The 25,044-nt window shown below is 38.4% G+C and carries 23 protein-coding genes and 1 other RNA gene; 14 read left to right on the top strand and 10 right to left on the bottom strand.

What is annotated here, in order from left to right; all coding sequences use genetic code 11:
• Positions 1-4 precede the first annotated feature (4 nt).
• From C3V42_RS06475 to fecE, 4 genes are read left to right on the top strand one after another with little or no spacing between them, the layout of a single operon-like run.
• Positions 5-895: a Fe(3+) dicitrate ABC transporter substrate-binding protein gene (locus C3V42_RS06475; protein WP_106014026.1), complete on the top strand. Its 891-nt coding sequence runs from the start codon at positions 5-7 to the stop codon at positions 893-895.
• A complete protein-coding gene (gene fecC, locus C3V42_RS06480; RefSeq protein ID WP_106014027.1) occupies positions 895-1,884 on the top strand; it encodes an iron-dicitrate ABC transporter permease FecC in 990 nt (329 codons plus the stop codon). Before C3V42_RS06475 ends, fecC begins: the two co-directional genes overlap by 1 nt.
• Positions 1,884-2,867, top strand: a complete 984-nt coding sequence (gene fecD / locus C3V42_RS06485; RefSeq protein ID WP_106014028.1) for a Fe(3+) dicitrate ABC transporter permease subunit FecD — start codon at positions 1,884-1,886, stop codon at positions 2,865-2,867. Before fecC ends, fecD begins: the two co-directional genes overlap by 1 nt.
• Positions 2,867-3,634 (top strand): Fe(3+) dicitrate ABC transporter ATP-binding protein FecE, encoded by a 768-nt coding sequence (fecE, locus tag C3V42_RS06490; protein ID WP_106014029.1) that lies wholly within the window; start codon positions 2,867-2,869, stop codon positions 3,632-3,634. Before fecD ends, fecE begins: the two co-directional genes overlap by 1 nt.
• A 65-nt stretch (positions 3,635-3,699) precedes the next feature.
• On the opposite strand, the gene clpB is transcribed toward fecE, so the two are convergent.
• The 3 genes from clpB to ssrS all read right to left on the bottom strand — a co-directional run bounded on the left by clpB (position 3,700) and on the right by ssrS (position 7,174).
• On the bottom strand, positions 3,700-6,267 hold the full coding sequence (gene clpB / locus C3V42_RS06495) for an ATP-dependent chaperone ClpB (protein ID WP_048953922.1): 2,568 nt from the start codon (positions 6,265-6,267) through the stop codon (positions 3,700-3,702).
• Positions 6,268-6,395: 128 nt separating this feature from the next.
• Positions 6,396-6,959: a 5-formyltetrahydrofolate cyclo-ligase gene (locus C3V42_RS06500; RefSeq protein ID WP_106014030.1), complete on the bottom strand. Its 564-nt coding sequence runs from the start codon at positions 6,957-6,959 to the stop codon at positions 6,396-6,398.
• A 17-nt stretch (positions 6,960-6,976) separates the two neighbouring features.
• Positions 6,977-7,174: non-coding RNA, 6S RNA (ssrS, locus tag C3V42_RS06505), on the bottom strand.
• A gap of 184 nt (positions 7,175-7,358) precedes the next feature.
• Between ssrS and yaaA the strand changes: the two genes are divergently transcribed.
• From yaaA to pfkA, 3 genes are all read left to right on the top strand, one after another.
• On the top strand, positions 7,359-8,135 hold the full coding sequence (gene yaaA, locus C3V42_RS06510) for a peroxide stress protein YaaA (RefSeq protein ID WP_048953920.1): 777 nt from the start codon (positions 7,359-7,361) through the stop codon (positions 8,133-8,135).
• A complete protein-coding gene (locus C3V42_RS06515) occupies positions 8,128-8,709 on the top strand; it encodes a hypothetical protein (protein WP_048953919.1) in 582 nt (193 codons plus the stop codon). The genes yaaA and C3V42_RS06515 overlap by 8 nt, the downstream gene beginning before the upstream one ends.
• 106 nt (positions 8,710-8,815) lie before the next feature.
• Positions 8,816-9,781 carry a 6-phosphofructokinase gene (pfkA, locus tag C3V42_RS06520; RefSeq protein ID WP_048953918.1) on the top strand — a complete coding sequence of 322 codons (966 nt, stop codon included), beginning with the start codon at positions 8,816-8,818 and terminating at the stop codon, positions 9,779-9,781.
• 87 nt (positions 9,782-9,868) lie between these two features.
• Here the strand turns inward: pfkA and C3V42_RS06525 are convergent, their stop codons facing one another.
• Complete coding sequence (locus C3V42_RS06525; protein ID WP_048953917.1) at positions 9,869-10,639, bottom strand: M48 family metallopeptidase; 771 nt, start codon at positions 10,637-10,639, stop codon at positions 9,869-9,871.
• Between the two features lie 140 nt (positions 10,640-10,779).
• Here C3V42_RS06525 and mtr point away from each other — a divergent pair, with 140 nt between their 5' ends.
• Positions 10,780-12,036: a tryptophan permease gene (gene mtr, locus C3V42_RS06530; RefSeq protein ID WP_106014031.1), complete on the top strand. Its 1,257-nt coding sequence runs from the start codon at positions 10,780-10,782 to the stop codon at positions 12,034-12,036.
• Positions 12,037-12,121: 85 nt separating this feature from the next.
• Here mtr and ychF read toward each other — a convergent pair whose 3' ends face one another.
• From ychF to C3V42_RS06550, 4 genes are all read right to left on the bottom strand, one after another.
• Positions 12,122-13,213 carry a redox-regulated ATPase YchF gene (gene ychF, locus C3V42_RS06535; RefSeq protein ID WP_005627284.1) on the bottom strand — a complete coding sequence of 364 codons (1,092 nt, stop codon included), beginning with the start codon at positions 13,211-13,213 and terminating at the stop codon, positions 12,122-12,124.
• Positions 13,214-13,260: 47 nt separating this feature from the next.
• Positions 13,261-13,845, bottom strand: a complete 585-nt coding sequence (pth, locus tag C3V42_RS06540) for an aminoacyl-tRNA hydrolase (protein ID WP_106014032.1) — start codon at positions 13,843-13,845, stop codon at positions 13,261-13,263.
• 126 nt (positions 13,846-13,971) lie between these two features.
• Positions 13,972-15,279: an MFS transporter gene (locus C3V42_RS06545; protein ID WP_106014033.1), complete on the bottom strand. Its 1,308-nt coding sequence runs from the start codon at positions 15,277-15,279 to the stop codon at positions 13,972-13,974.
• Between the two features lie 47 nt (positions 15,280-15,326).
• A complete protein-coding gene (locus C3V42_RS06550; RefSeq protein WP_106014034.1) occupies positions 15,327-16,028 on the bottom strand; it encodes a 7-cyano-7-deazaguanine/7-aminomethyl-7-deazaguanine transporter in 702 nt (233 codons plus the stop codon).
• 209 nt (positions 16,029-16,237) lie between these two features.
• On the opposite strand from C3V42_RS06550, the gene C3V42_RS06555 reads away from it, so the two are divergent.
• The 3 genes from C3V42_RS06555 to purN all read left to right on the top strand — a co-directional run bounded on the left by C3V42_RS06555 (position 16,238) and on the right by purN (position 20,603).
• Entirely contained in the window at positions 16,238-18,460 is a 2,223-nt protein-coding gene (locus C3V42_RS06555; RefSeq protein ID WP_106014035.1) for a FepA family TonB-dependent siderophore receptor, read from the top strand.
• A gap of 372 nt (positions 18,461-18,832) precedes the next feature.
• Positions 18,833-19,870: a phosphoribosylformylglycinamidine cyclo-ligase gene (gene purM, locus C3V42_RS06560; protein ID WP_106014036.1), complete on the top strand. Its 1,038-nt coding sequence runs from the start codon at positions 18,833-18,835 to the stop codon at positions 19,868-19,870.
• 94 nt (positions 19,871-19,964) lie between these two features.
• The gene (purN, locus tag C3V42_RS06565) at positions 19,965-20,603 is read left to right on the top strand and encodes a phosphoribosylglycinamide formyltransferase (protein ID WP_106014037.1); all 639 of its coding nucleotides are present in this window, start codon (positions 19,965-19,967) and stop codon (positions 20,601-20,603) included.
• A gap of 36 nt (positions 20,604-20,639) precedes the next feature.
• On the opposite strand, the gene cpdA is transcribed toward purN, so the two are convergent.
• Positions 20,640-21,464, bottom strand: coding sequence for a 3',5'-cyclic-AMP phosphodiesterase (cpdA, locus tag C3V42_RS06570; protein ID WP_048953908.1), 825 nt, complete (start codon positions 21,462-21,464; stop codon positions 20,640-20,642).
• Positions 21,465-21,473: 9 nt separating this feature from the next.
• On the bottom strand, positions 21,474-22,106 hold the full coding sequence (nudF, locus tag C3V42_RS06575; RefSeq protein WP_106014038.1) for an ADP-ribose diphosphatase: 633 nt from the start codon (positions 22,104-22,106) through the stop codon (positions 21,474-21,476).
• A gap of 376 nt (positions 22,107-22,482) precedes the next feature.
• Between nudF and acpP the strand changes: the two genes are divergently transcribed.
• The 3 genes from acpP (at position 22,483) to C3V42_RS06590 (ending at position 25,016) form a co-directional block, all read left to right on the top strand.
• The gene (acpP, locus tag C3V42_RS06580) at positions 22,483-22,713 is read left to right on the top strand and encodes an acyl carrier protein (RefSeq protein WP_005627318.1); all 231 of its coding nucleotides are present in this window, start codon (positions 22,483-22,485) and stop codon (positions 22,711-22,713) included.
• A gap of 203 nt (positions 22,714-22,916) precedes the next feature.
• Positions 22,917-24,248: an anaerobic C4-dicarboxylate transporter gene (locus C3V42_RS06585; protein WP_046949579.1), complete on the top strand. Its 1,332-nt coding sequence runs from the start codon at positions 22,917-22,919 to the stop codon at positions 24,246-24,248.
• A gap of 60 nt (positions 24,249-24,308) precedes the next feature.
• Positions 24,309-25,016 carry a 4'-phosphopantetheinyl transferase superfamily protein gene (locus tag C3V42_RS06590; protein WP_106014039.1) on the top strand — a complete coding sequence of 236 codons (708 nt, stop codon included), beginning with the start codon at positions 24,309-24,311 and terminating at the stop codon, positions 25,014-25,016.
• The last annotated feature ends 28 nt before the right edge of the window (positions 25,017-25,044 follow it).

Raw genomic sequence — 25,044 nt, forward strand, 5'->3', positions numbered from 1 at the left:
TGTCATGAAAAAATTATTAAAAACAACTCTCACTTCTGTATTGTTAATGGCATCTACTTTCGCCGGTGCAGTAACGGTAAAAGATGCTAATGGTGAGTTTACCCTTGATAAAACCCCAACCAGAGTGGTGGCATTAGAGTATTCTTTCGTAGATGCCCTAGCACAAGTGGGGGTAAGTCCTGTGGGAGTGGCTGACGATAATAAAGTTGAGCGTATTTTGCCGCAAGTACGCGAAAAAATTGCTGCATGGCAATCCGTTGGTACGCGTTCTCAACCGAGTCTTGAAGTGATTGCTTCTCTCAAACCAGATTTAATTATTGCTGATCCTTCCCGTCACACAGCGGTGTTTGAAGAATTGAAAAAAATTGCGCCAACAGTGATGTTCGATTCTCGTCATGAAAGTTATCAAGAAAATCTTGAAACTGCGCAAAAAATTGGTGATTTAGTGGGTAAAAGTGCTGAAATGAAAGCAAAAATTACCGAACACAATGATTATATTGCGAATATTGCGAAACATTTGGGAGTAAAGGATAAGAAAGCATCATTCGGTACATCACGAGAAGATAAATTTAATATTCAAAGTTCAAATGGTTATGTCGGTAGTTTCTTAACTGCTCTTGGATTTGCCCCAACTAAACTTGATGGAAATAAATCGTTAGTAGAAATTAACCTTGAACAATTAGTAATAGAAAAACCGGAATATCTCTTTATTGCTCATTACCGTGATGAAAGTATTGCGCGAAAATGGGAAGCTGAGCCACTTTGGAAAGCCATTCCTGCCGTAAAAGCAAACCATGTTTACAGCGTTGATGCCGACATGTGGGCTCGCGGTCGTGGCTTAGAAGCGAGCAAAATTATGGCAAAACAAATTGAAGGTTTCGTGAAACAAAAATAATGATGAAGTCCACTTTCCGTTGGGGACTTCCCCTTATCATTCTGGCTTTACTATTATGGGGAAGCCTGTTTTTGTATTATCCCATCGAAATTCGACCGCTTGCAGCTTTACAAGCGCTCCTCCCCGATGGCGATGAAATTGCCAAAATTACGGTAACCGATTTACGCTTACCGCGCGCATTAGTTGGCATGATTTTAGGTGCCAATCTTGCGGTGGCAGGTGCGTTGTTACAAACCATTACGCGCAATCCACTAGCCTCCCCTACATTACTCAGCGTGAACTCAGGAGCCAGTCTTTCCATGGTGACCGCCAGTGCGTTTAGCCCCTTAATTCTTTCTGGTTATAGCATTGCTTTAGTGGCTAGTATCGGTGGCGGTCTGAGTTGGCTTGTGGTGATGCTGATCAGCAACGGATGGAAAGACAACAGCGGGGATCGTAGCCGGGTGATTTTAGCGGGGATTGCCGTATCACTACTTTGTGCCGCGCTCACGAAATTGGTGCTGATTATCGCGGAAGATCATGCCTTCGGTATTATGAGCTGGCTAGCTGGTGGCATTGCACATGCCCGTTGGAATGAATTATTGATATTATTTCCGTTCTTTATTTTGACCGCACTTTTCTGCCTGTTTTTTGCCAGCCGTTTAAATTTACTCAATTTAAGCGATGAATCCGCTCGTTCACTAGGCATCAATCTCTTCCGTTTACGTTGGTATGCTAACATCATGGCGTTATTGATTGTAGGTTCAAGCGTAAGTGTTGCCGGCCCCGTGGCCTTTATTGGCTTACTAGTGCCCCATCTTGCCCGCTATTGGATTGGTTATGACTTGCGAAAATCGCTCCCCATGGCGATGCTACTCGGCGCAATTTTAATGCTCGCTGCAGATACCATTGCCCGCGCGGTCAACTTCCCTAGTGAAGTGCCTGCCGGTGCGGTGCTTGCCTTAATCGGTGCCCCAGTTTTTGTATTATTTGCCAGAGGAAGACACTAATGCGAACCTCTCATGTATCTTTTCGTGTTATCGGCTTTTATGTCGTCACGCTCAGTCTGATGGTACTACTCTTTGGATTGAGTATTCGCCTTGGCACTTATACGCTTTCCTTTGAGGAAATTTGGGTGGCCTTTCAGCCTGATGATAAAAACTATTTTACCTTGATGGAATATCGCCTCCCCCGTGCTGTGTTAGCCATTTTATTAGGCGGAGCCTTAGCAATTTCTGGTGTATTAGTACAAAGTGTGGTGCGCAATCCACTTGCCTCTCCCGATATTTTAGGGATTAACAATGCGGCAGGGTTGGTTGCCGTTTCGGTATTGATGTTCTTGCCAAACTTAGCATTTTACTGGATGCCAATTTTTGCCTTTTTAGGCGGTGTACTCTCTTTTGTCATTTTATGGGTCGTGTGCGGTTTTAACTTCCGCCCTATCAAAATGGCAATTATTGGGGTCGCACTATCCGCGTTATGGGCAGCCATTAGTCATTATCTGATGCTTACTAATCCAGTCGAGATCAATACGGCAATGTTATGGCTCACAGGAAGCCTGTGGGGGCGCAGCTGGTCTTATTTAAATGTGGTATTACCATGGTTAGTAGTGTTGCTACCCTTGCCATTTATTTTCTGTCGCGATCTCGATACCCTTGGTTTAGGTGAAAACAAAGCTTCCACCTTGGGGGTGACCGTAAATAAAGTGCAAATTAGCGTTTTAGTGCTAGCGGTAGCCCTTTCTACTACAGCCGTGGCAATTTGTGGTCCGATTGCCTTTTTAGGCTTAGTTGCTCCGCATCTTGCTCGCCGTTTAGTCGGTGGCAGGCATCGCACCCTATTACCGGCAGCCTTGATTATTGGCGCCCTCTTATTACAACTTTCGGATATTTTGGCGCGGGTAATTGACCCACCAACTGAACTCCCAGCGGGTATTCTGACTGCAATTATCGGTGCGCCATATTTCTTCTACTTATTGATGAGAACTAAATAATGAGCATTGAAATCAATAATTTATCTTTGGGTTATCAAGATAAACTCGTGGTTAAAAATCTGTCGCTAAAATTCCCGAAAAATAAAGTGATTGCATTAATCGGCCCAAATGGTTGCTGTAAGTCCACCACATTAAAAGCGGTGGCTCGCTTGCTCAAACCGAAGCAAGGTTCAATCACCCATAAAGGTCAGGATATTTGGCAAAAAAGCCCTAAAGAATATGCCCAAGAATTGGCTTTTCTCCCGCAGCAACACCTGGTACCAGAAGGGATTAAAGTGCGAGAATTGATCGCCTACGGGCGTTCGCCTTACTTAAATCTCTGGGGCAAACTCAGCCAAAAAGATGAAGAATTGGTCACTTGGGCGATGGATCAAACACAAACTGCCGAACTTGCCGAACAGTTGGTTTCTGATTTATCTGGTGGTCAGCAACAACGCGTCTTCTTAGCCATGACTCTTGCGCAAGATGCTGAATTAGTGCTACTCGATGAGCCTACCACTTATCTGGATTTAAACCGCCAAGCTGAACTCATGGGCATGATGCGACAAATGCAGCAGAATGGAAAAACAGTGATTACTGTATTGCATGATCTTAATCAAGCTTGTCGTTATTGCGATTATTTAATTGTGATGAAAAGAGGTGCTGTAATGGCACAGGGAGCCCCGGATGAAGTGATGACAGAGGATTTGTTAAAAGAAGTGTTTGATTTGGACGTCATTATTCACCGTGATCCAATCAGTGATACGCCGATGTTTATATTAAAATAAATCGAAATTTGGTTGTACTTATGATAAAGCCATTTAGTATTAACTAAATGGCTTCTTTTAATTGGTTATTGTCTTGTTTGGACTTTGTTATCTATATAATCAACAATGACTTGTCCTGGCAATAAGTGACCTGATAATATTTCCTGAGCTAAACCATTTTCAATTTCTTGTTGAATTGCACGTTTCAATGGACGTGCACCATAAATTGGGTCGTAACCCACTTCACCAATGAAATCTAATAAAGCGTCAGTAAACACCAATTCATAGCCGCGAGTTTCCATACGTTTTGCTAAGCGCTCTAATTGAATATTTGCAATCGCACGAATATTCTCTTTACCAAGCGGATGGAATACCACTGTCTCATCAATACGGTTGATAAATTCCGGACGGAAATGTTGGCTAACAACCGACATCACTAAGGACTTCATTTCGCTATAGCTTTCCTCTTTGTTACCTTGGATTAAATCAGAACCTAAGTTAGAGGTCATGATCACCACGGTATTACGGAAGTCCACGGTACGACCTTGCCCATCAGTTAAACGGCCATCATCCAATACTTGTAACAAGATATTGAATACATCCGTATGGGCTTTTTCTACTTCATCTAACAAGATCACTGAATACGGACGACGGCGAACAGCTTCAGTTAAATAACCACCTTCTTCATAACCAACATAACCTGGAGGTGCCCCGACTAAGCGAGAGACACTGTGTTTTTCCATAAACTCAGACATATCAATGCGCACCATGGCATCTTCACTATCAAACAAGAATTTAGCCAAAGTTTTGCAAAGCTCTGTTTTACCTACACCTGTCGGACCGAGGAACAAGAAAGAACCAATTGGGCGGTTAGGATCGGAAAGACCAGCACGACTACGACGAATCGCGTTTGCGACGGCATCAACTGCTTCTTCTTGGCCAATCACTCGTTTATGTAGTTCATCTTCCATGCGCAAGAGTTTTTCTTTCTCGCCTTCCATCATTTTTGATACTGGAATGCCTGTAGCTTTAGAAAGCACTTCTGCGATTTCTTCATCCGTGACGCGATAGCGTAAAAGCGTCATTTCTTTTCCTTCACTGGTTTCAGCTTGCTCGAGTTGCTTTTCAAGAGCAGGGATGCGGCCATATTGCAACTCAGACATTTTAGCTAAATCACCCGCACGACGAGCTTGTTCTAGTTCGGTTTTTGCAGTATCTAATTCTTGTTTAATATGTTGAGAGCCAGAAAGCGTTGCTTTTTCAGATTTCCACACTTCTTCAAGTTCAGCATATTCACGTTCTTTTTCGGTCAATTCTTTCTCTAACATTTCTAAACGTTTGCGACTTGCTTCGTCTTCTTCTTTTTGTAACGCCTGTTGTTCCAATTTTAGTTGGATAATACGACGTTCAAGACGATCAAGCGGTTCAGGTTTAGAATCTATTTCCATACGAATGCTAGACGCCGCTTCATCGATCAAATCAATGGCTTTATCAGGTAACTGACGATCAGAAATATAACGGTGTGAAAGCGTTGCTGCAGCGACAATCGCAGGGTCAGTAATATCTACATGGTGGTGAATTTCATAACGTTCTTTCAAACCACGTAAGATCGCAATAGTATCTTCTACACTTGGTTCGTCCACAAAGACTTTTTGGAAACGACGCTCAAGTGCGGCATCTTTTTCGATATATTGACGATATTCGTCTAACGTTGTTGCACCCACACAATGTAATTCACCACGCGCTAAACTTGGTTTTAATAAGTTACCCGCATCCATCGCACCATCGGTTTTACCCGCGCCGACCATAGTATGAATTTCATCAATAAAGAGGATAACGCGACCTTCTTCTTTCGAAAGTTCATTGAGAACCGCTTTTAAACGCTCTTCAAATTCACCACGATATTTCGCACCAGCAATCAACGCCCCCATATCTAATGAAAGTACGCGTTTATTTTTCAAACCTTCTGGAACTTCACCATTTACAATGCGTTGTGCCAAACCTTCCACGATAGCGGTTTTACCTACACCCGGTTCACCAATTAACACAGGGTTGTTTTTGGTACGACGTTGTAATACTTGAATCGCTCGACGGATTTCTTCATCACGCCCAATCACAGGATCAAGCTTGCCACTTTCTGCACGAGCAGTTAAATCAATCGTATATTTTTCTAATGCTTGTCTGCTTTCTTCTGCATTTTGATCATTCACGTTTTGTCCCCCTCTAATTTGCTGGATGGCTTGCGAAATTTGTTCTTTTTTCGCACCGCACTTTTTCAAAATATCGCTGAGCGCTCCTCGTTCTTCTAAAGCTGCAAGCAAAAATAATTCGCTTGAAATAAATTTATCTTGGTTTTGTTGTGCAAATTTATCGCATAGATTGAGTAAATTAATGAGCTGGCGTGAAAGTTGTACATCACCGCCATTGCCAATCACTTGCGGCAATTTATTTAGTTCAGTCTTTAACTCATTACGCAATAAAGTTACATTTACGCCACTTGCAGTTAAAATTGGTGCAATTGAGCCGCCCTGTTGATTTAAAAGTGCGGTCAATAAATGCACGGGTTCAATAAATTGATTATCTTTTCCGATAGCAAGTGATTGTGCTTCGCTTAAAGCTTCTTGGAACTTTGTTGTAAATTTTTCAATGTTCATATACTTTCCTCAATTTGGTTTTGGCTTTCGCCGTTTGCCTAAATTAAGTAAGATCGTTTAAAGGGATTTCAAGAGAAAAATTGAAATATTTTTGATTTTATCTATCAATAAAAATTTGATGATAGGTTTCAACCCACCAAAATATCGAATAGTGGGACATCCCAATGCTCAGTGGGAAGATTTTCTACTTGCTGACATTGATGTGCTAAACCTACCGGAATAAAAGATTTATCTTGCCAATTCTGTAACGTGCGATCATAAAACCCACCGCCCATGCCAAGGCGATTTCCCTGTTTATCAAAAGCCACTAATGGCGTGAATAAAATATCCAGTTCATTTAATGGTAAAACATTTTGAACATTCAGCTTCGGCTCCCAAATACCAAACTGATTTTGTTTCATTGGCGTATTAGGTAAATAGTGTAAAAACAATAAATGATGTTGAGTAAAAGGATGTAAAACAGGCAAATACACATTTTTGTTTTGTATCCAAAGGGATTGTATTAAGGTTTTTGTCGAAATTTCACCATCAAAAGAAAAATATAATGCAATATTTTTGGCTTGTCGTTGATCGATAAGATTTAACGCCTGTTGAGTCACTGATTGTTCAGCTTGTTGCTGTTGAAGTGCGGTTAAATTTGCTCGTATTTTTCGAATTTCAGAGCGGATTTGCTGGCGTTTTTGAATATTCATAGAAATGAAAGGAGAAGATAGGACCCAGAGTGCCGCTGCGGGCAGTAGTCCTTGAACCCGACGGTTCAAGGAAATCAGTTGATACCGTTTTCAGGTTTCTTAGCCCAATGAACGAGTCAAAGGTTAAGCCTACACACCAACGATAGGAAACCAATTTATAAGATTTAAAGTATCGGCTCAGGGACATAGCCCACTGACGAACACCCCAGGTAATTCTTATGGGATTATACTAGCCCAATTTTATTAGCTTGACTAGCATTTATTTTTTTATGTTGTAGAGTTGGTTATAAAATGAACCTTGGTGTTTGTGATAGTTTCAAAAAAGACCAAATCATTGTCTGCCTCAGACTATTAACTTATGCTAAAATACCGAGGATTATCTCTGATAAAAGGATGACTATGTTAGCTATTATTTCTCCCGCTAAAACTCTTGATTTTGAAAGTGCGGTAAAAAATTTTTCTGTTTCTCAACCGCACTTTACTGATTACAGCGAACAGCTTATTGAAGTTTGTCGTAAACTTTCTCCGCAAGATCTTTCATCACTTATGTCTATCAGCGATAAGTTAGCCGGTCTAAATGTTGCACGCTTTGCTGAATGGACAAAAATTCACAATGAAAACAATTCCCGTGCTGCATTATTTGCATTTAAAGGAGATGTTTATACTGGTTTAGATGCTGATTCACTTTCTGAGGATGATGTTGCCTTTGCACAATCCCATTTACGTATGCTTTCTGGCCTTTATGGACTTTTAAAACCGCTTGATTTAATGCAACCTTACCGATTAGAAATGGGCACAAAATTAGTCAATCCAAAAGGAAAAGATCTGTACGCCTTTTGGGGAAATGTGATTACCCAAGCGGTTCAACAAGCTATTGATGAACAAGGTGATAATATTCTGATAAATTTAGCCTCAGATGAATATTATAAATCGGTTAAAGAAAACCATCTTAATGCCCAAATTATTAAGCCTGTTTTCTTAGACAATAAAAATGGCAAATACAAAGTAATTAGCTTTTATGCTAAAAAAGCTCGAGGCTTAATGTGCCGTTATCTTATTCAAAATCGTTTAACCGAAATTGAACAATTAAAAGAATTTGATTTAGGTGGTTATTGGTTTGATTCAACATCATCAACTGAAACCGAATTTGTATTTAAGCGAGATATCAATGAATAAAATTTTTATCATATTGACCGCACTTTTACTTTCAGGCTGTGCAACTAAATTAACACAACTTAATATTCCTACCCAAATTGAGCATAATGGAAAAAATTATGTACTTGCGGGTAGTCAAGATTTAGATACGATAGCTCGATATGTTTATGTTGCGAAGCCAGATACCTTAGAAAATTGGCAGTCACAAATAGAAGTGCTTTTTGATCGTAATCATCCTCCGCGTTCAATAACATCGCGTATTGCGTTACGTGAGCGTATTTATCGCAATACGGGGGTAAAGCATTTTCATTTTGATATTGTTCCTGACAAATCTCCTAATGCGACTGAACTAGAGGGGTATGTTGTGTATTCACCAACAAAAGAAAATCCCTCTTGGCAGGTAAATATGATGAGGGGCCGTGATTTGCCTCAGTGTGGTTTTGTGCAGTTTCAATATGCTCAAAAAGTACAACAACCTTATCTTTCAGCTCGTTTTTCTGATGAAAAAGTACGTAAATATATCCAAAAATATATTGTCGAAAAAGAGATTAAGCATTTGCAAGATCTAGAATGGTTATGGGATTGTAAGCATTAATATAAGTGTTACACATAATCAAAATCTTGTAAGATTTCACTAGAGTAGATACCTCAAATGGTGTAATCTTAACAGCATTTTCAATTGAGATTAGAAGTAGAAAATTATGATTAAAAAAATTGCAGTATTAACAAGTGGAGGCGATGCGCCAGGTATGAATGCAGCAATCAGAGGGGTTGTTCGTTCAGCACTTGCCGAAGGCTTGGAAGTGTTTGGAATATATGATGGTTATCAAGGTTTATTTAATAATAAAATTAAACAACTAAACCGTTATAGTGTTTCTGATATTATTAATCGAGGCGGTACGTTTTTAGGTTCCGCCCGTTTTCCTGAATTTAAAGATTCTACTGTAAGAGCAAAATGTGCGGAAATTTTGCGTTCTCATGATATTGATGCATTAGTTGTTATTGGTGGTGATGGATCTTATATGGGGGCAAAATTATTAACAGAAGAGCATGGTTTTCCTTGTGTTGGTTTGCCTGGTACGATTGATAATGATGTAGCGGGTACTGATTATACAATTGGTTATCAAACTGCTTTGCAAACAGCTGTTGATGCTATCGACCGCTTACGTGATACATCAAGTTCTCATCAACGTATTTCAATTGTAGAGATTATGGGACGCCATTGTAGTGACTTAACAATTTCTGCGGGGATTGCGGGCGGATGTGAATATATTGTGGCGTCAGAAGTTGAATTTAATCGAGAAGAACTTATTCAACAAATAGAACGTAGTATTATCCGTGGTAAACGTCACGCAATTATTGCGATTACAGAACTATTAACTGATGTGCATTCTCTTGCGAAAGAAATCGAAGCGCGTGTAGGGCATGAAACTCGTGCAACCGTATTAGGTCACATTCAGCGTGGTGGTTCACCTTGTGCATTTGATAGAATACTTGCATCTCGTATGGGCGCATATGCCGTTGATTTGTTACTTCAAGGCAAAGGTGGTTATTGCGTGGGAATTCAAAATGAACGACTTGTTCATCATGATATCATTGATGCTATTAACAATATGCAACGTGAGTTTAAAGCTGATTGGTTAGAAGTAGCAAAACGTTTAGAATAATCTTTTATTTTATCTTGAGCAGGCGCATATTGTGCCTGTTTTTTTATATTTCAGGGTTAATAATAGAATTTGATTAGTCTATTCTATCTACTTAGAACTTTTATAAAGTTCAATCGCTTTCGGCAATAAACGTCTCAAATTTTCTTGTCGAGACTCATCAGTAGGATGCGTTGATGACAGTGCTGCCAATACACCACCTGTATGGTCAGATGCCGTTTTCATTTTATCCCATAGCCCTGGCGCAGCCTGAGGATTAAAACCTGATTTAGCCATTAACATTAATCCAACTTCATCTGCTTCTGTTTCTGCACTACGTGAATAAGGTTTATCTAAAGCGTAATCTTTTACTAATCCGACAGCCAATCCGCTAGCCTCTTCTCCAATGGTTGTTGAAAGAGCTACATGAGTAAGCTGTGCAGCAATATTGGTGACTATTCCAAAATTTGTTTGAGATTTACCATGTTCTTTTAATGCATGTGCCATTTCATGTCCCATAACAGTCGCGATTTCATCATTAGTAAGTTTTAAACGATCCACTAATCCTGTATAGAATGCCATTTTTCCACCAGGCATTGCCCATGCATTGAGTTGATCCGATTTAATAACATTTATTTGCCATTTGAAAGGCAGATTAGTGTGATTTTCACGATCCGCATAAGGCACCATTTTTTCAAAGATTGAGTGAATACGTTTTGCTGTTGTGGAGCTATAGTCTATTTTACCTCTTACTTTCATTTTATTAATTTCTTGAGTGTAGTTGTGTTCTGATTGTTGGTTAACTTCAGCTGAACTTACGCAAGCAGCAAGAACAAAAGAGTTGAGAAGGATAAAAAACGGCTTTTTATAGTCTTTAAGCATATTGAATAATCTTATAAAAATATCTAGTAAACAATATAGATTGATTATAGGGATATTGTAACCATTTTACGAGAGATAAAATATTGCGTTTTATCATTGCACTACTATAATAGTGCGAATTTTTATTTTGAGAAAAGATTATGACACAAAAAAAACATCCTTCTTTGCTTGGTGGAGCGATGATTATTGCCGGAACAGCAATTGGTGCAGGTATGTTAGCCAATCCAACTTCAACAGCTGGTGTATGGTTTATTGGTTCCATTTTAGCTTTGATTTATACCTGGTTTTGTATGACTACGTCAGGATTAATGATTCTAGAGGCTAACTTGCATTATCCGACGGGCGCAAGCTTTGATACGATTGTGAAAGATTTGCTAGGCAAGGGATGGAATCTTATAAATGGCTTATCGGTTGCTTTTGTTCTTTATATTTTAACTTATGCCTATATAACTTCTGGTGGTGGTATTACGCAAAGTTTATTAAATCAATTTTTGAGATCACCAGAAAGTGCGGTAGAAATTGGGCGTACTTCAGGTTCCTTAATTTTTTGTGTTGTTTTGGCTGTATTCGTTTGGTTTTCTACAAAAGCCGTAGATCGATTTACGACGGTTTTAATTGCGGGAATGGTTGTTGCTTTTTTTCTTTCAACGACGGGATTGCTTAGTTCGGTAAAAACAGAGGTGTTATTGAATACCGTAAGCTCTGGTGAACAGCAATATTTACCTTATATATTGACCGCACTTCCTGTGTGTTTAGTCTCTTTTGGATTTCATGGCAATGTACCAAGCTTAGTGAAATATTATAATCGAGATGCTCAGCGAGTAATGAGAGCGATTTTTATTGGAACCAGTTTAGCGCTCGTTATTTATATTTTATGGCAATTAGCGATTCAAGGTAATTTACCGCGTACAGAATTTGCACCAGTAATAGAAAAAGGCGGTGATGTATCTGCTTTACTGGAAGCGTTACATAAATATATTGAAACTGATTATATCGCGATTATTCTGAATTTTTTTGCTTATATGGCGATTGCAAGTTCATTTTTAGGGGTAACATTAGGGTTATTTGATTATATTGCTGATTTATTAAAGTTTGATGATAGCTTTCTCGGACGAACAAAAACAACAATAGTGACATTTATTCCGCCTTTGTTGTTAAGCCTCCAATTTCCCTATGGATTTGTGATTGCGATTGGTTATGCTGGGCTTGCTGCAACAATTTGGGCTGCTATTGTGCCTGCCTTATTGGTTCGTGCAAGTCGTAAAAAATTTCCAATGGCAGATTATAAAGTCTATGGGGGAGGTATGATGATTGGTTTTATTATTTTGTTTGGATTATTAAATATAATTGCTCAAGTTGGTATAAATTTGGGATGGTTATCTAGCTTTACAGGCTAGTATTAAAAGGTATTAGAATTAAATAAAATGGTCGATAATTTTGTTTATCGACCATATAAATTTTTAATAGAGTGATATTAACGGCTTACACGTTAAAACGGAAGTGCATTACATCGCCATCTTGTACGATGTAATCTTTGCCTTCTAAACGCCATTTACCCGCTTCTTTTGCACCATTTTCACCGTTGAATTGGATAAAGTCTTCATAAGCGATAACTTCTGCTCGGATAAAGCCTTTTTCAAAGTCGGTGTGGATTACTGCTGCTGCTTTTGGTGCGGTTGCTCCAACTGAAACTGTCCAAGCTCGTACTTCTTTTACGCCAGCAGTAAAATAAGTTTGAAGATTTAAAAGTGCGTAACCCGCACGAATTACGCGGTTCAATCCCGGTTCTTCAATGCCTAAATCTTGTAAAAATTCGACTTTTTCTTCATCATCAAGTTCCGCAATTTCAGATTCAATCGCCGCACATACTGGAACAACAACTGCACCTTCTTTTGCAGCAATTTCACGAACGCGATCTAAGTATGGATTATTTTCAAAACCATCTTCATTTACGTTTGCGATATACATTGTTGGTTTTAAAGTTAAGAAGTTGTAACTCTTGATTGCTTGCAATTCTTCTTTATCTAACCCAACAGAGCGAATCATTCCCGCATTTTCAAGTACAGGAAGGATTTTTTCCATAACGGAAAGTTCAAATTTAGCCTCTTTGTCGCCACCTTTGGCACGTTTTTGTAAACGTTGGATCGCGCGTTCGCAGCTGTCTAAGTCTGCTAAGGCTAATTCGGTATTTATGGTATCAATGTCATCTTGTGGGTCAATTTTCCCCGCAACATGCACGATATCGTCATTTTCAAAGCAACGAACGACGTGACCAATCGCATCGGTTTCACGAATATTAGCGAGGAATTTGTTACCTAAGCCTTCACCTTTACTTGCTCCCGCAACTAAGCCTGCGATGTCCACGAATTCCATCGTGGTGGGTAATACACGTTCAGGTTTAACGATTTCTGCCAATGCATCTAAACGCGGATCTGGCATTGGTACGACACCAGTATTTGGCTCGATAGTACAGAATGGATAGTTTGCGGCTTCAATACCAGCTTTAGTGAGCGCGTTAAAAAGAGTAGATTTGCCCACATTTGGCAATCCCACAATACCACATTTGAATCCCATAATTTTTCCTTATTTTGAGTAAAACGGTTGTAAAACTAACCGCACTTTTAAATTTTAAAACTGTTTAAACGGTTGGTCGCTTTGACCACTCCATCTTTGAAAATCATTTCTACACAATCAGTCGCTTCATCTAGCACTTTTTCAAGTGCATCGCGATCTGCCGGTGAGGGTTTATTTAAGACGTAACCTGCCACTAAATCACGATGGCCTGGATGCCCAATGCCAATACGTAAACGGTAGAAATTATTGTTATTGCCTAGTTGAGCCACAATATCTTTTAAGCCGTTGTGTCCACCGTGCCCGCCACCTTGTTTGAGTTTTGCTGTGCCTGGCGGTAAATCTAATTCATCATGAATCACTAAAATTTCTTCAGGTTTAATACGGTAAAAACTTGCCAATGCCCCAACCGCTTTACCACTTAAATTCATAAAAGTTGTCGGTACTAAAAGGCGCACTTCTTTTCCATTCACTAAAGTGCGGGCAGTTTTTCCGAAGAATTTACTTTCTGGATTTAGCAAAACGTTAAAACGACGTGCCAAGCGTTCAATAAGCCATTCGCCCGCATTGTGGCGTGTATCGGTATATTTATCGCCAGGATTTCCTAAACCAACAATAAGTTTTATTTCTGACATTTTTATTTGATGATGTAAAAAATAGTGGCGTATTGTAGCGAAAAAGAGAATGTTTTGAAAGGATAGTCTGTATTGGTAAAGACTGTTATATCAAAGAAAACCCGCTCAAGTGAGCGGGAGATTTGATTAATGGCGACGTTTTAAAAAGAAGAGGGCAATAGTGGAAATTAAGAGGACAAATCCAACACCAATATATAAATTTTGTTTTTCCCAACCACTATCTAAAAGTTTACCTGCAACAGTAGGGGCTAAAATTGCGCCAATACGCCCAACACCGATCGACCAACCTACACCAGTACCACGAATATCAGCATCATAGGTGAGCGGATTTAATGTATATAATCCGCTAATACATCCATTCATTAATGCACCAACAAGAATGCCGAATACCATTGCTAACCATAAAATAGAGGCTGAACCAATAAATAACATCACCGATGCAGAAGATAATAGGGTAAATAAAATTAATACAGAACGGGCCGTCCAACGACTTGCAAGTAAGCCATAAATTAATGCGCCACAGGTTCCGCCTAGTGAGATCATCATGCCTACACTAACACTTTGTTCGGTGGTCATTCCAGCCTCTTTTAGTAGGGCGGGTGTCCATGAGCTGACAAAATAGAAGCTGAACATAATGGCAAAGAACGAAGTCCAAATTAATAAGGTTGAACGCAAGTATTTTTCGCTGAATAACTGAGTAATAGGTAATTTAGTTTTTGTTTTTTCTATTTTAGATGGTAATACCCATCCTTCACCTAAACCAATTTTTTGGGCTATCATATTTAAGCGTATTTCTGCATTTCTAGGCTGCTTGTTCGTTAAGAAATCAATTGATTCAGGTAACCAAATAAGCAAAATAAGAAAGCATAAGGCGGTTAAAATCGCTCCTGCTAAAAAGACGGAGCGCCAGCCATACTCACTTTGTAGCATAACGGAAAACATTCCACCCAATACGGCACCAATACCAAAACCCGCAGCGTATACACTAATGGCAAAACTACGCCATTTTTTTGATGAATATTCACTGGTAATCACATTGGTTCCAACTAAAATTCCACCTACACCAAGGCCTGTAATGACTCGCCAGAAACCGAGCATTTCATATTGGGCAATAAATGCTGAACCTAACATACCAACAGCTGATAAAAATACCGCAATTAAAAGTAATGGACGGCGACCGATTTTATCTGCTAGTGGAGCAAGGAAAAGTGATCCCGCCGTCATGCCAAATAAACCCGCACTTAATAAATAACCTAACTCTATGCCAGATAGACTAAATTCGCCACGAATGGCCGTTGCAGTAAAGGCAAGTGCTAGGACATCAAAGCCATCTAATAAGTTCATAATGGCAGCCATCACGACAATTAACCATTGATAACCGCTCATAGGGCTTTGTTCAATTTTTTCTCGAAGAGAAAGAGAAGGTTGTGTCATTATTGTTCCTTTTTGTTGTTATAAAAAATCATGTGCATATTGCTATATTAAAGGTGCGCAGCGGTAAGTTTTTGCAGTTTTCGCAAAATCATATTTAGCACGATGCCATAAGCTGGCACAAATAGCATAATACCGACAAATAGCTTAAATAAATAATCGACAAAACCAAGTTGAGCCCAGTGTTCAGCCATAAATGGATCGGCACTTTCATAGAATGCAACGCTGAAGAAGACGAACGTATCAGCCATGGAGCCAAATGTCATTGAGCTAGTTGGTGCTATCCACCATGTTTTTAATTGGCGTAAACGGTTGAATACAATGACGTCTAATAATTGTCCAACAACATAAGCGGCAAAGCTAGCAATTGCGATGCGAAATACAAATATATTAAATTGGGTTAATGCGTTAAAGCCTTGGAATTGGCTTTCAGAAAATAAAACAGAGATAACATAACTGACAATTAATGCCGGAAACATAACAACGAAAATAATTTTCCGCGCATCTTTTGCACCAAATACGCGCACTGTGAGATCTGTTGCTAAAAATATAAAAGGAAAAGTGAGGGTTCCCCAGGTGCTATGAAAAGAAAAATCATTGGCTGCACCAAGTGCGGTTAATTTTAACGTTATTTCGAAAGGAATCTGCACAAAATAATTGCTGGCTGCAATGATCAGAATATGAAAAAAACTCAGCCAAATAACGGCTCGATATTTTTGTTGTGCATTAAAGATTGGTGTATTTAATTTCATTTTATACCTTTTTAACCTAAGAATCGGGGTGAGGGAACCCGAGATGTTCAAATGAGGCGGTAGATAATACGCAGATTTATTTGGATTGCAAGATAGTATCAGCGAAATAGCATGACAAAAATTTTCATTTTTTCTATGAAATTTATTACTTGACAGAAAATACAAAAAAAAACGATAATTTTTATCAATTATTAACTTAAGGAAATAATATGAAAAAAACTAAATTTGCATTACTGCCTTTATCTGTTTTTATTGCAACTGTTAGCTATGCAAATCAGACCGAATCTTTAGATGAAATTAAAATTACTGCTGAGAATCAGGTAAAACAATCACTTGGTTCTTCTCTTGTCACTGCAAAAGATTTAGAGAAACGCCCTGCGACAAATGATATTTCTGAAGTATTACGTACCATGCCTGGTGTGAATTTAACGGGTAACTCTTCCACCGGACAACGTGGTAATAAACGTCAAATTGATATTCGTGGTATGGGGCCTGAAAATACATTGATTTTAGTGGACGGAAAACCTGTCACCTCTCGTAATGCAGAACGTTATGGTGTGCGTGGTGAACGTAATTCCCGTGGCGACAGCAACTGGGTACCGGTTGAAGCAATTGAAAAAATTGAAGTATTACGTGGTCCTTCAGCAGCACGCTATGGCTCAGGTGCAATGGGTGGGGTAGTTAATATCATCACTAAACCTGTTACCAATGATTTACACGGTAGCTTAAGCTATTACACTAACCAGCCGGAAGATAGCGACGAAGGCGCGACGAATCGTGTTGGTTTTAATCTAAGCGGGGCATTAATTAAAGATGTATTGCAATTCCGTTTATATGGTAACTGGAACAAAACTCAAGCGGATGAAGTCGGTATTAATGGCAATCCTGCGATTGCTGGTCGTGAAGGTGTACGTAATAAAGACATTAATGGCCGTTTAGTGTGGAATATCAATGAGAAAAATAAATTAACCTTGGATTCTGGCTTTAGTCGCCAAGGTAATATTTATAACGGTGATACACAAAATAGTGCGACTGATCTTTACAATAGTATTAAAGCACCTTATACCAGACAACTTGCTAGCTCAAAGGCGGAAACTGCTCGTTTATACCGACAAAATTATGCGTTAACTTATGAAGGTAAGTTTGATCATTTTGATAACAAAACTTACATTGCATTTGATAAGACTAAAAATAGCCGATTACCTGAAGGATTAGCCGGTGGTCCAGAAGGAAGTTATACCAGCACTACAGGTTTTACTAACTCAATTTTAAAAAATACGCGTTTAAGCTCAGAATTCTATATTCCATTTACACTTGGTGTAGAACACATGGTTACCTTGGGATTTGAAGGTACACATAGCACCTTAGATGATAAGCAGTCAATGACACAAAATCTTGGAGAACAAGTGATTTTTGTGACAGATGCTAATGGGAAAAGAAACAGAATAGTAAAAAAAGACCCAACAGAATCATTCCCAGGTATTACAAAAAATCGCGGTGGTTATTCTAGCCAGATCGAATGGGCTATCTTCCTAGAAGATAATATTTCGGTGAATGATAAGCTTATTTTAACACCTTCAGCTCGTTATGATCATAATAGTTATTCGGGATCAAATGTGAGTGGTGGACTTAATTTTCTTTATGCAGTCACAGATAATGTGAATGTAAAAGGTGGGATTGCTAGAGCTTATAAAGCACCAAATCTTTATCAAACTAATCCAAACTACTTACTTTATACACGTGGACAAGGTTGCCCAACCGCAGGTGATTATGCGTGTTATTTCCAAGGTAATGAAGATTTAAAACCAGAAACCAGTTGGAATAAAGAGATTGGTGTGGAATACAATAAAGATGGTTATCTTGCATCTCTTACATATTTCCGTAATGATTACCGTAACAAAATTGTTCCATCAGATAAGCTCATTGGTGTGACTTCTAATAAAAATGAAGTATACCAATGGAGTAATGCGAATCGAGCACTTGTTGAAGGTCTAGAGGGAAATTTAACCTTACCATTAATCGAGAATAAATTATCTTGGGTGAATAACTTCACTTATATGCACAAAACCAAAAATAAAGATACTGGCAATCCGCTTTCTATTGTGCCGAAATATACGTTAAATTCTAGCTTGAGCTATCAGATTACAGATGGTTTTGATGCAATGCTGACTTATACACAATATGGTAAACAAGTAGGTCGTAAAGTAAAAGAGATTAGAATGGAAAATGCGGTAGCATTGGCTAACTCAACTGAAATCGGTAGTTATGCTGTTTGGGGATTAAGTGCAGGCTATAACTGGAAAGATACGATTAGTGTACGTATTGGTGTGAGCAACTTATTTGATAAACGCATTTATCGCGAAAATAATGGGGCAAGCACTTACAATGAGCCAGGTCGAGCTTATTACGCAACGGTAAAATATACTTTCTAATTAAGAATAGATGATTGAAGCCCTGTTTATACAGGGCTTTTTTATGTGTAGCCAACTTAGATCACAAAAACGCAAAGAGATTTTGATTTAATACACAAAATAAATAACAAATATTATCGAAGCCACAGCCAACGTGCAGGTGTGTCAACATTGCCTGAATCTGGTCGTGATATTCGCTTTAATGTAAATTATACATTCTAGATTAATTATTCAATACTTATAAATATCTGCACCTCAAGAGCCTGAACTTAGGAAACTTTTGAGGTGCAGATTTTTTATTATTGAAGCATAAAAATTTTATCGCAAACGTTTGCTTAACCTGTTAAAATCAATTTAGATTTTATTTCTCCAATATCTCAATAGGAAAAAATAGTGAGTAAACCATCATTAAGCTATAAAGATGCCGGTGTAGATATTAATGCTGGCAATGCCTTGGTTGACCGAATTAAACCGGAAGTAAAACGCACAACACGGCCAGAAGTCATTGGTGGATTAGGTGGGTTCGGTGCCCTATGTTCAATTCCAAGTAAATATAAAGAACCTATTTTAGTTTCTGGCACGGATGGAGTTGGTACGAAGTTACGTTTAGCCATTGATTTAAAAAAACACGATACTATTGGTGTAGATTTAGTTGCTATGTGTGTGAATGATTTAGTTGTGCAAGGTGCCGAACCGCTGTTTTTCTTAGATTATTATGCCACGGGTAAACTTGAAGTAAATATAGCTACTGATGTTGTGAAAGGTATTGCAGATGGTTGTGTAGAGGCTGGTTGTGCTTTAGTGGGAGGGGAAACGGCTGAAATGCCTGGCATGTATCACGAAGGTGATTATGATTTGGCTGGCTTCTGCGTAGGTGTAGTGGAAAGATCTGAAATAATTGATGGTAGTCAAGTACGTCATGGAGATGCTTTAATTGCATTAGGCTCTAGTGGACCACATTCCAATGGGTATTCTTTGGTACGTAAAGTTATTGAGGTTGCAGATGTTAATCCAGCGACAACGCTGCTTGAAGGAAAGCCATTGAGTGAACATTTACTTGCTCCAACCAAAATCTATGTGAAATCAGTATTAGCTTTAGTTAAACAAGTCAATGTTCATGCTATTGCGCATTTAACTGGTGGAGGCTTTTGGGAAAATATTCCTCGTGTTTTGCCCAAAAATGCTAAAGCGGTCATCAGCGAAAAAAGTTGGCAATGGCCTGCAATCTTTAAATGGTTACAAGAAAAGGGCAATATTGATACCTATGAAATGTACCGCACTTTTAATTGTGGTGTTGGAATGGTAATAGCTTTACCTCAAGATCAAATTGATACAGCATTGGCAATATTAAAACAAGCTGGTGAGAATGCGTGGTTAATTGGCCACATAGAAGATGCTAAAGAAAATGATGAAAAGGTTGTGATCTTATAGCATATTATTATTCGGGTTTAGGGGCAGATTTTATATCTGCCCTTATGTTTTAGATATTAAAACTGAAACTTTATACTATTTTATCGATAATATTATGAAAAAAATCGCCGTTCTAATTTCTGGTCAAGGTAATAATTTACAAGCGATAATTGATGTTTGCCAAACACAGCAAATACCCGCGGAAATTGTTTGTGTTATAAGCAATAAAGAAAATGCTTTTGGTTTAATTCGGGCTCAAAGTGCGGGTATTTTTTCACGTGTTTTTTTACGCAATAATTTTGAGAGCAATTTGGCAATGGATCAATCTATTGCTGATGAGTTGGATAAATTTGATGTTGATTTAATTGTGCTGGCTGGTTATATGAAAATCCTGACACCTGAGTTTATACAACGTTTTGAGGGAAAGATTATTAATATTCATCCTTCACTTTTACCTAAATATCCGGGCTTGAATACTTATCAAAGAGCTTTAGACGCATGCGATAGAGAGCATGGTACGACAGTACATTTTGTCAATGAGGAAGTTGATAATGGTGCAATTATATTACAAGCCAAGGTGCCTATTTTTGATAATGATACGGTGGAAGTTATTGAAGCTCGTACTCGTGAACAGGAATATCGTATTTATCCGATCGTGGTGAAATGGTTTGTGGAAAATCGTTTAAAGCTTCAAAATGGTGTGGCTTATTTGGATGATATTCCTTTACCAGAGCAAGGCTATGCAAATCAATAATTAAAAACGACAGGGTTTATTCTGTCGTTTTATGTATTAATAGCCTTCTTCTTGCATATTAGGTAAAAATTGAGCTTCTTGGATACGCTTTACTTGAGTGTAAATTGAACCATTTTCGTGTAGCTCAATTTCACGCCAACCTGGTTGTAGATTATCCAGTGTAAAATGATGGCTATCTGGTTTAAACTGGATACTTGTGGCAGGTGTTGCCATTACTTGGTAGCCATTCCAAAGAGCATTAACTTCTTGATGAATATGCCCATACAAAATACCTTTTACATTGCTAAATTTCCCAAGTACTTCTGCCAGTTCATGTGAATTGCGCAAGTTATGTTGATCAAGCCAAGCAGAATTTGTTGGTAATAAGTGGTGATGTAGGACTACCAACGTATAGCGATTAGGATGTTGTGCAAGTTTTTCTTCTAATAAATTTAATTGGTGTTGGCTGAGCTGACCATGAGGAACACCATAAACTTGACTATCCAATAATAATGCTTGCCAATATTTACCCAACAAAAGATGCTTTGCACTTTCTATTGGTGTTTTGTTTAGGTGTTCTACCATTTTAGGTTGAAAATCATGGTTACCTGGTATCCAAAAAATAGGTTTATTTAGAGGTGTCACCATTTCTACAAAACGGCGGTATCCCTCATCACTTCCATCTTGAACCAGATCACCAGTAGCAAGGATAATATCAAATGTATTATTTTCTTGTTGGATTTCTTTTAATACTTGAGTGAAGCTTGCTTGTGTATTTACACCCAAAAGTGCAGTTTCTTTTTCTTTGAATAAATGCGGATCAGTAATTTGTAATAATTTTATGATAGATTTCTCTGTTTGATAGACAAAGGTATTTTTCATCGATGCCACCTAATTACGTAACCAACGTTTTTGTAATTGAGCATAATTTAATTGAAGCCACTGCAATCCAATGACCGCAATGCCGTTATCAATTTTCCCCTCGCACATCCATTGATACGCTTGCTCGCGCTTTACAACATGTACGCGAATGTCTTCATTCTCATCAGCCAAGCCGTGAATGCCTTTTGCCTGTGAGCTATCTACCTTTCCAACAAATAAATGAAGCCTTTCTACCGTGCCACCTGGGCTATCCCAAACACTTAAGCAATGAGTTAAATTTTTTACGGTTATTCCTGCTTCTTCTTTGCTTTCACGTAAAGCGACTTCCTCTGGTTTTTCATCTTTCTCCACCATGCCCGCAATTAATTCGAGCAACCAAGGTGAACGCATGGGTTCAGGGTGATAAGCTGCACCAATACGTACTTGTTCAACTAAAACGACAGAATCAGCTTTAGGATCATAGGCAATAACTGCAGAAGCTGCACCTTTAATGAGTAACTCTCGCGTGACAATCTCGCTTTCACCACCAGCAAATAGCTTATGTTTAAATTGAATTTGTTTTAGCGTGAAAAAGCCTTTATATAGCGTTTTTTCCGCCACAATTTCCATATCTTCTTGACTAAATTGTTGAATGTCAGACATCTTTTTCTCCAATACTTCTCTGGAGATAATACGCTTAAAAGATGATAAAAAAAATAGAACGGGCTTACTTTTTACTGAAAGTTTGAAGTGAGTCACAAAATATTATTAGGTATTGAGCAGAAAATATTCATTGATAATCACGTTTCCTGTTTTTAGCCGTTATCTAGAACAGTCAGTAAAATTCAGACTATAGAATGTGGTAAAGTGTGATAGATAGTGATAGAATCAGACGTGCTATGCAGCTTTTTTCTCGGTGTATGTTTTTTTATTGTCTATTTCGTGGTGCGACCAGCCTATAAAATAGTTGCAAGTTGATAAAAAATACATACACTAACCGCTCTTTTATGAGTTAAAACCAACAAAATAGGAAAAACAAATGAGTATTGAAGAACGCGTGAAAAAAATCATCGTTGAACAATTAGGTGTTAAAGAAGAAGATGTTAAATCTGAAGCTTCTTTCGTTGAAGATTTAGGTGCGGACTCTTTAGACACAGTTGAATTAGTAATGGCTTTAGAAGAAGAATTCGATATCGAAATTCCAGATGAAGAAGCTGAAAAAATCACAACTGTTCAATCTGCGATTGACTACGTGCAAAACAATCAATAATTTCAAGTTGGGCGACTTTTAAGTCGCCTAATTTTTTTCAAAAATTTCTTTTTAACATCACCGCACTTTTCTCTTATTCCTACATTGTAAAATTGATCTGAGTTACCTTTTCATTAAATTCTTGCTCTAAAATTTAAAAAATATTTAGCTTTATGCCTCAAAAAGGGTATTATTTTTACAGTTTTTTTATTTTTGAGGTACTTATGCTTTATTTAGAATTTTTATTCTTATTATTAATGCTTTATATGGGAAGCCGTTACGGTGGTATAGGATTAGGTGTTGTGTCTGGTATCGGTCTTGCTATCGAAGTTTTCGTATTCCGTATGCCAGTAGGGAAAGCACCGATTGATGTAATGCTCATCATTCTTGCAGTAGTGACTTGTGCATCCGTACTTGAAGCTGCAGGCGGTTTGAAATTTATGTTACAAATTGCTGAACGCATTCTCCGTAAAAATCCAAAACGTGTCACTTTACTAGGCCCATTAGTCGTGTATTTATTAACATTTATGCTTGGTACTGGTCACTCTGTTTACACAATAATGCCAATCATCGGTGATGTTGCATTGAAAAACAAAATCCGTCCCGAACGCCCAATGGCAGCGTCTTCCGTAGCGTCTCAATTAGCCATTACATCTAGTCCACTCTCTGCTGCAGTTGTATTTTATCTAGGTAAAATTACTGCAATGCCTGGTTTTGAGCATATTAGTTTGTTAGATATTATTTGTGTGACGGTTCCTGCAACCTTAGCGGGTACGATAGCGCTTTCTTTATATAGTATGCGTCGTGGTAAAGAGTTAGAACAAGATCCTGAATATCAACGTCGCTTACAAGATCCCGTATGGAGCGAACGAATTTTAAATACCACAAGCACAACATTGAATGAAGCCCTTCCACAAGGTGCTAAAAAATCAGTTTATTTGTTCTTATTAGCATTAGTGGTGATTGTTGCGATTGCGATGATTCCTGAAATTCGTACTATCGGTAGCGGAAAAGCGATTTCCATGTCGCTAATCATCCAAATGATGATGCTTTGCTTTGGTGGTGTGATTTTACTCGCAACGAAAACAAATCCTCAAATTGTGCCAAATGGCGTGGTATTTAAGTCTGGTATGGTGGCCGCTATTGCGATTTATGGTATTGCTTGGATGAGCGATACTTACTTCCAATATGCAATGCCAGAATTTAAAGCCGCGATTACTGATATGGTTCAAACTTATCCTTGGACATTCGCGTTAGCATTATTTGCAGTTTCTGTCGTAATTAACAGCCAAGCAGCAACAGCCGTAATGTTATTGCCTGTGGGGATTGGCTTAGGTATTCCAGCACCAATCTTGGTTGGTTTAATGCCAGCAACTTATGCCTATTTCTTTATTCCAAATTATCCATCAGACATTGCAACAGTAAACTTTGATGTAACAGGTACAACGAAAATTGGTAAATATTATTTTAACCACAGTTTCATGGTGCCAGGTTTAATTGGGGTTGTTGTTGCTTGCTTGGTCGGTGTTTCTGTGGCGGAATTAGTGATTCACTAATTTACACATAAACTAAATCCTTTTAATATAAAAGCACCTTTGAATGGTGCTTTTATTTTTATGACAACCTACATCGCCTACGGCAATATAAATCAACCTTTTTCTTTGGAATCCTTACCCGATGCACTGATTCCAGAAAATCTATATCAAATTGAAACGGATAGCTCGCGTGTTTTTCAGCGTCATCAGTGTCGTCGGCTTGCTCATTTATTACTTTTTCAACTTCTAAAAATATCAGGAAAGTCCACCGCACTTTTATCCCAAATTCAACGTACCGAAAGTGGCAGACCCTATTTTCTTGATGAGCGAATAGATTTTAATATTAGCCATTCTGGTGATTGGGTGGCGGTAATATTAGATATTAGAAATGAAGAAAAAAGTGTGGTGGGAATTGATATTGAATTTCCTAAAATAAGAAATTTTACGGCGTTGATGGAACATATTGCACCAAAAGAAGAAATTGATTGGTTTCATCATCAGCAGGATTCTTTGAAGGCTTTTTATCGTTGTTGGTGTTTGCGAGAAGCTGTATTGAAATCTCAAGGATTTGGGATCGTAAAATTATCCAATGTTCGTCATTTTCCTGAACAACAAAAAATTTTTTCAGATTATTGTCCGCAGGGGCAGTTGTGGTTTACTGATGAACTCCCTGTTTATTTATCCGCTTTTGTCAATCATCAAGAAAAATTACCGCACTTTTATGCGTGGAGTGGGGAACGATTGCAACTTAAAATACTACAAGAATTCAGTTTTTATCATGTGAACTAGAGGGACTATTATTATATTAAAACCTCAC

This window comes from Haemophilus sp. oral taxon 036, from assembly GCF_002998595.1.
Taxonomy (GTDB): domain Bacteria; phylum Pseudomonadota; class Gammaproteobacteria; order Enterobacterales; family Pasteurellaceae; genus Haemophilus; species Haemophilus haemolyticus_K.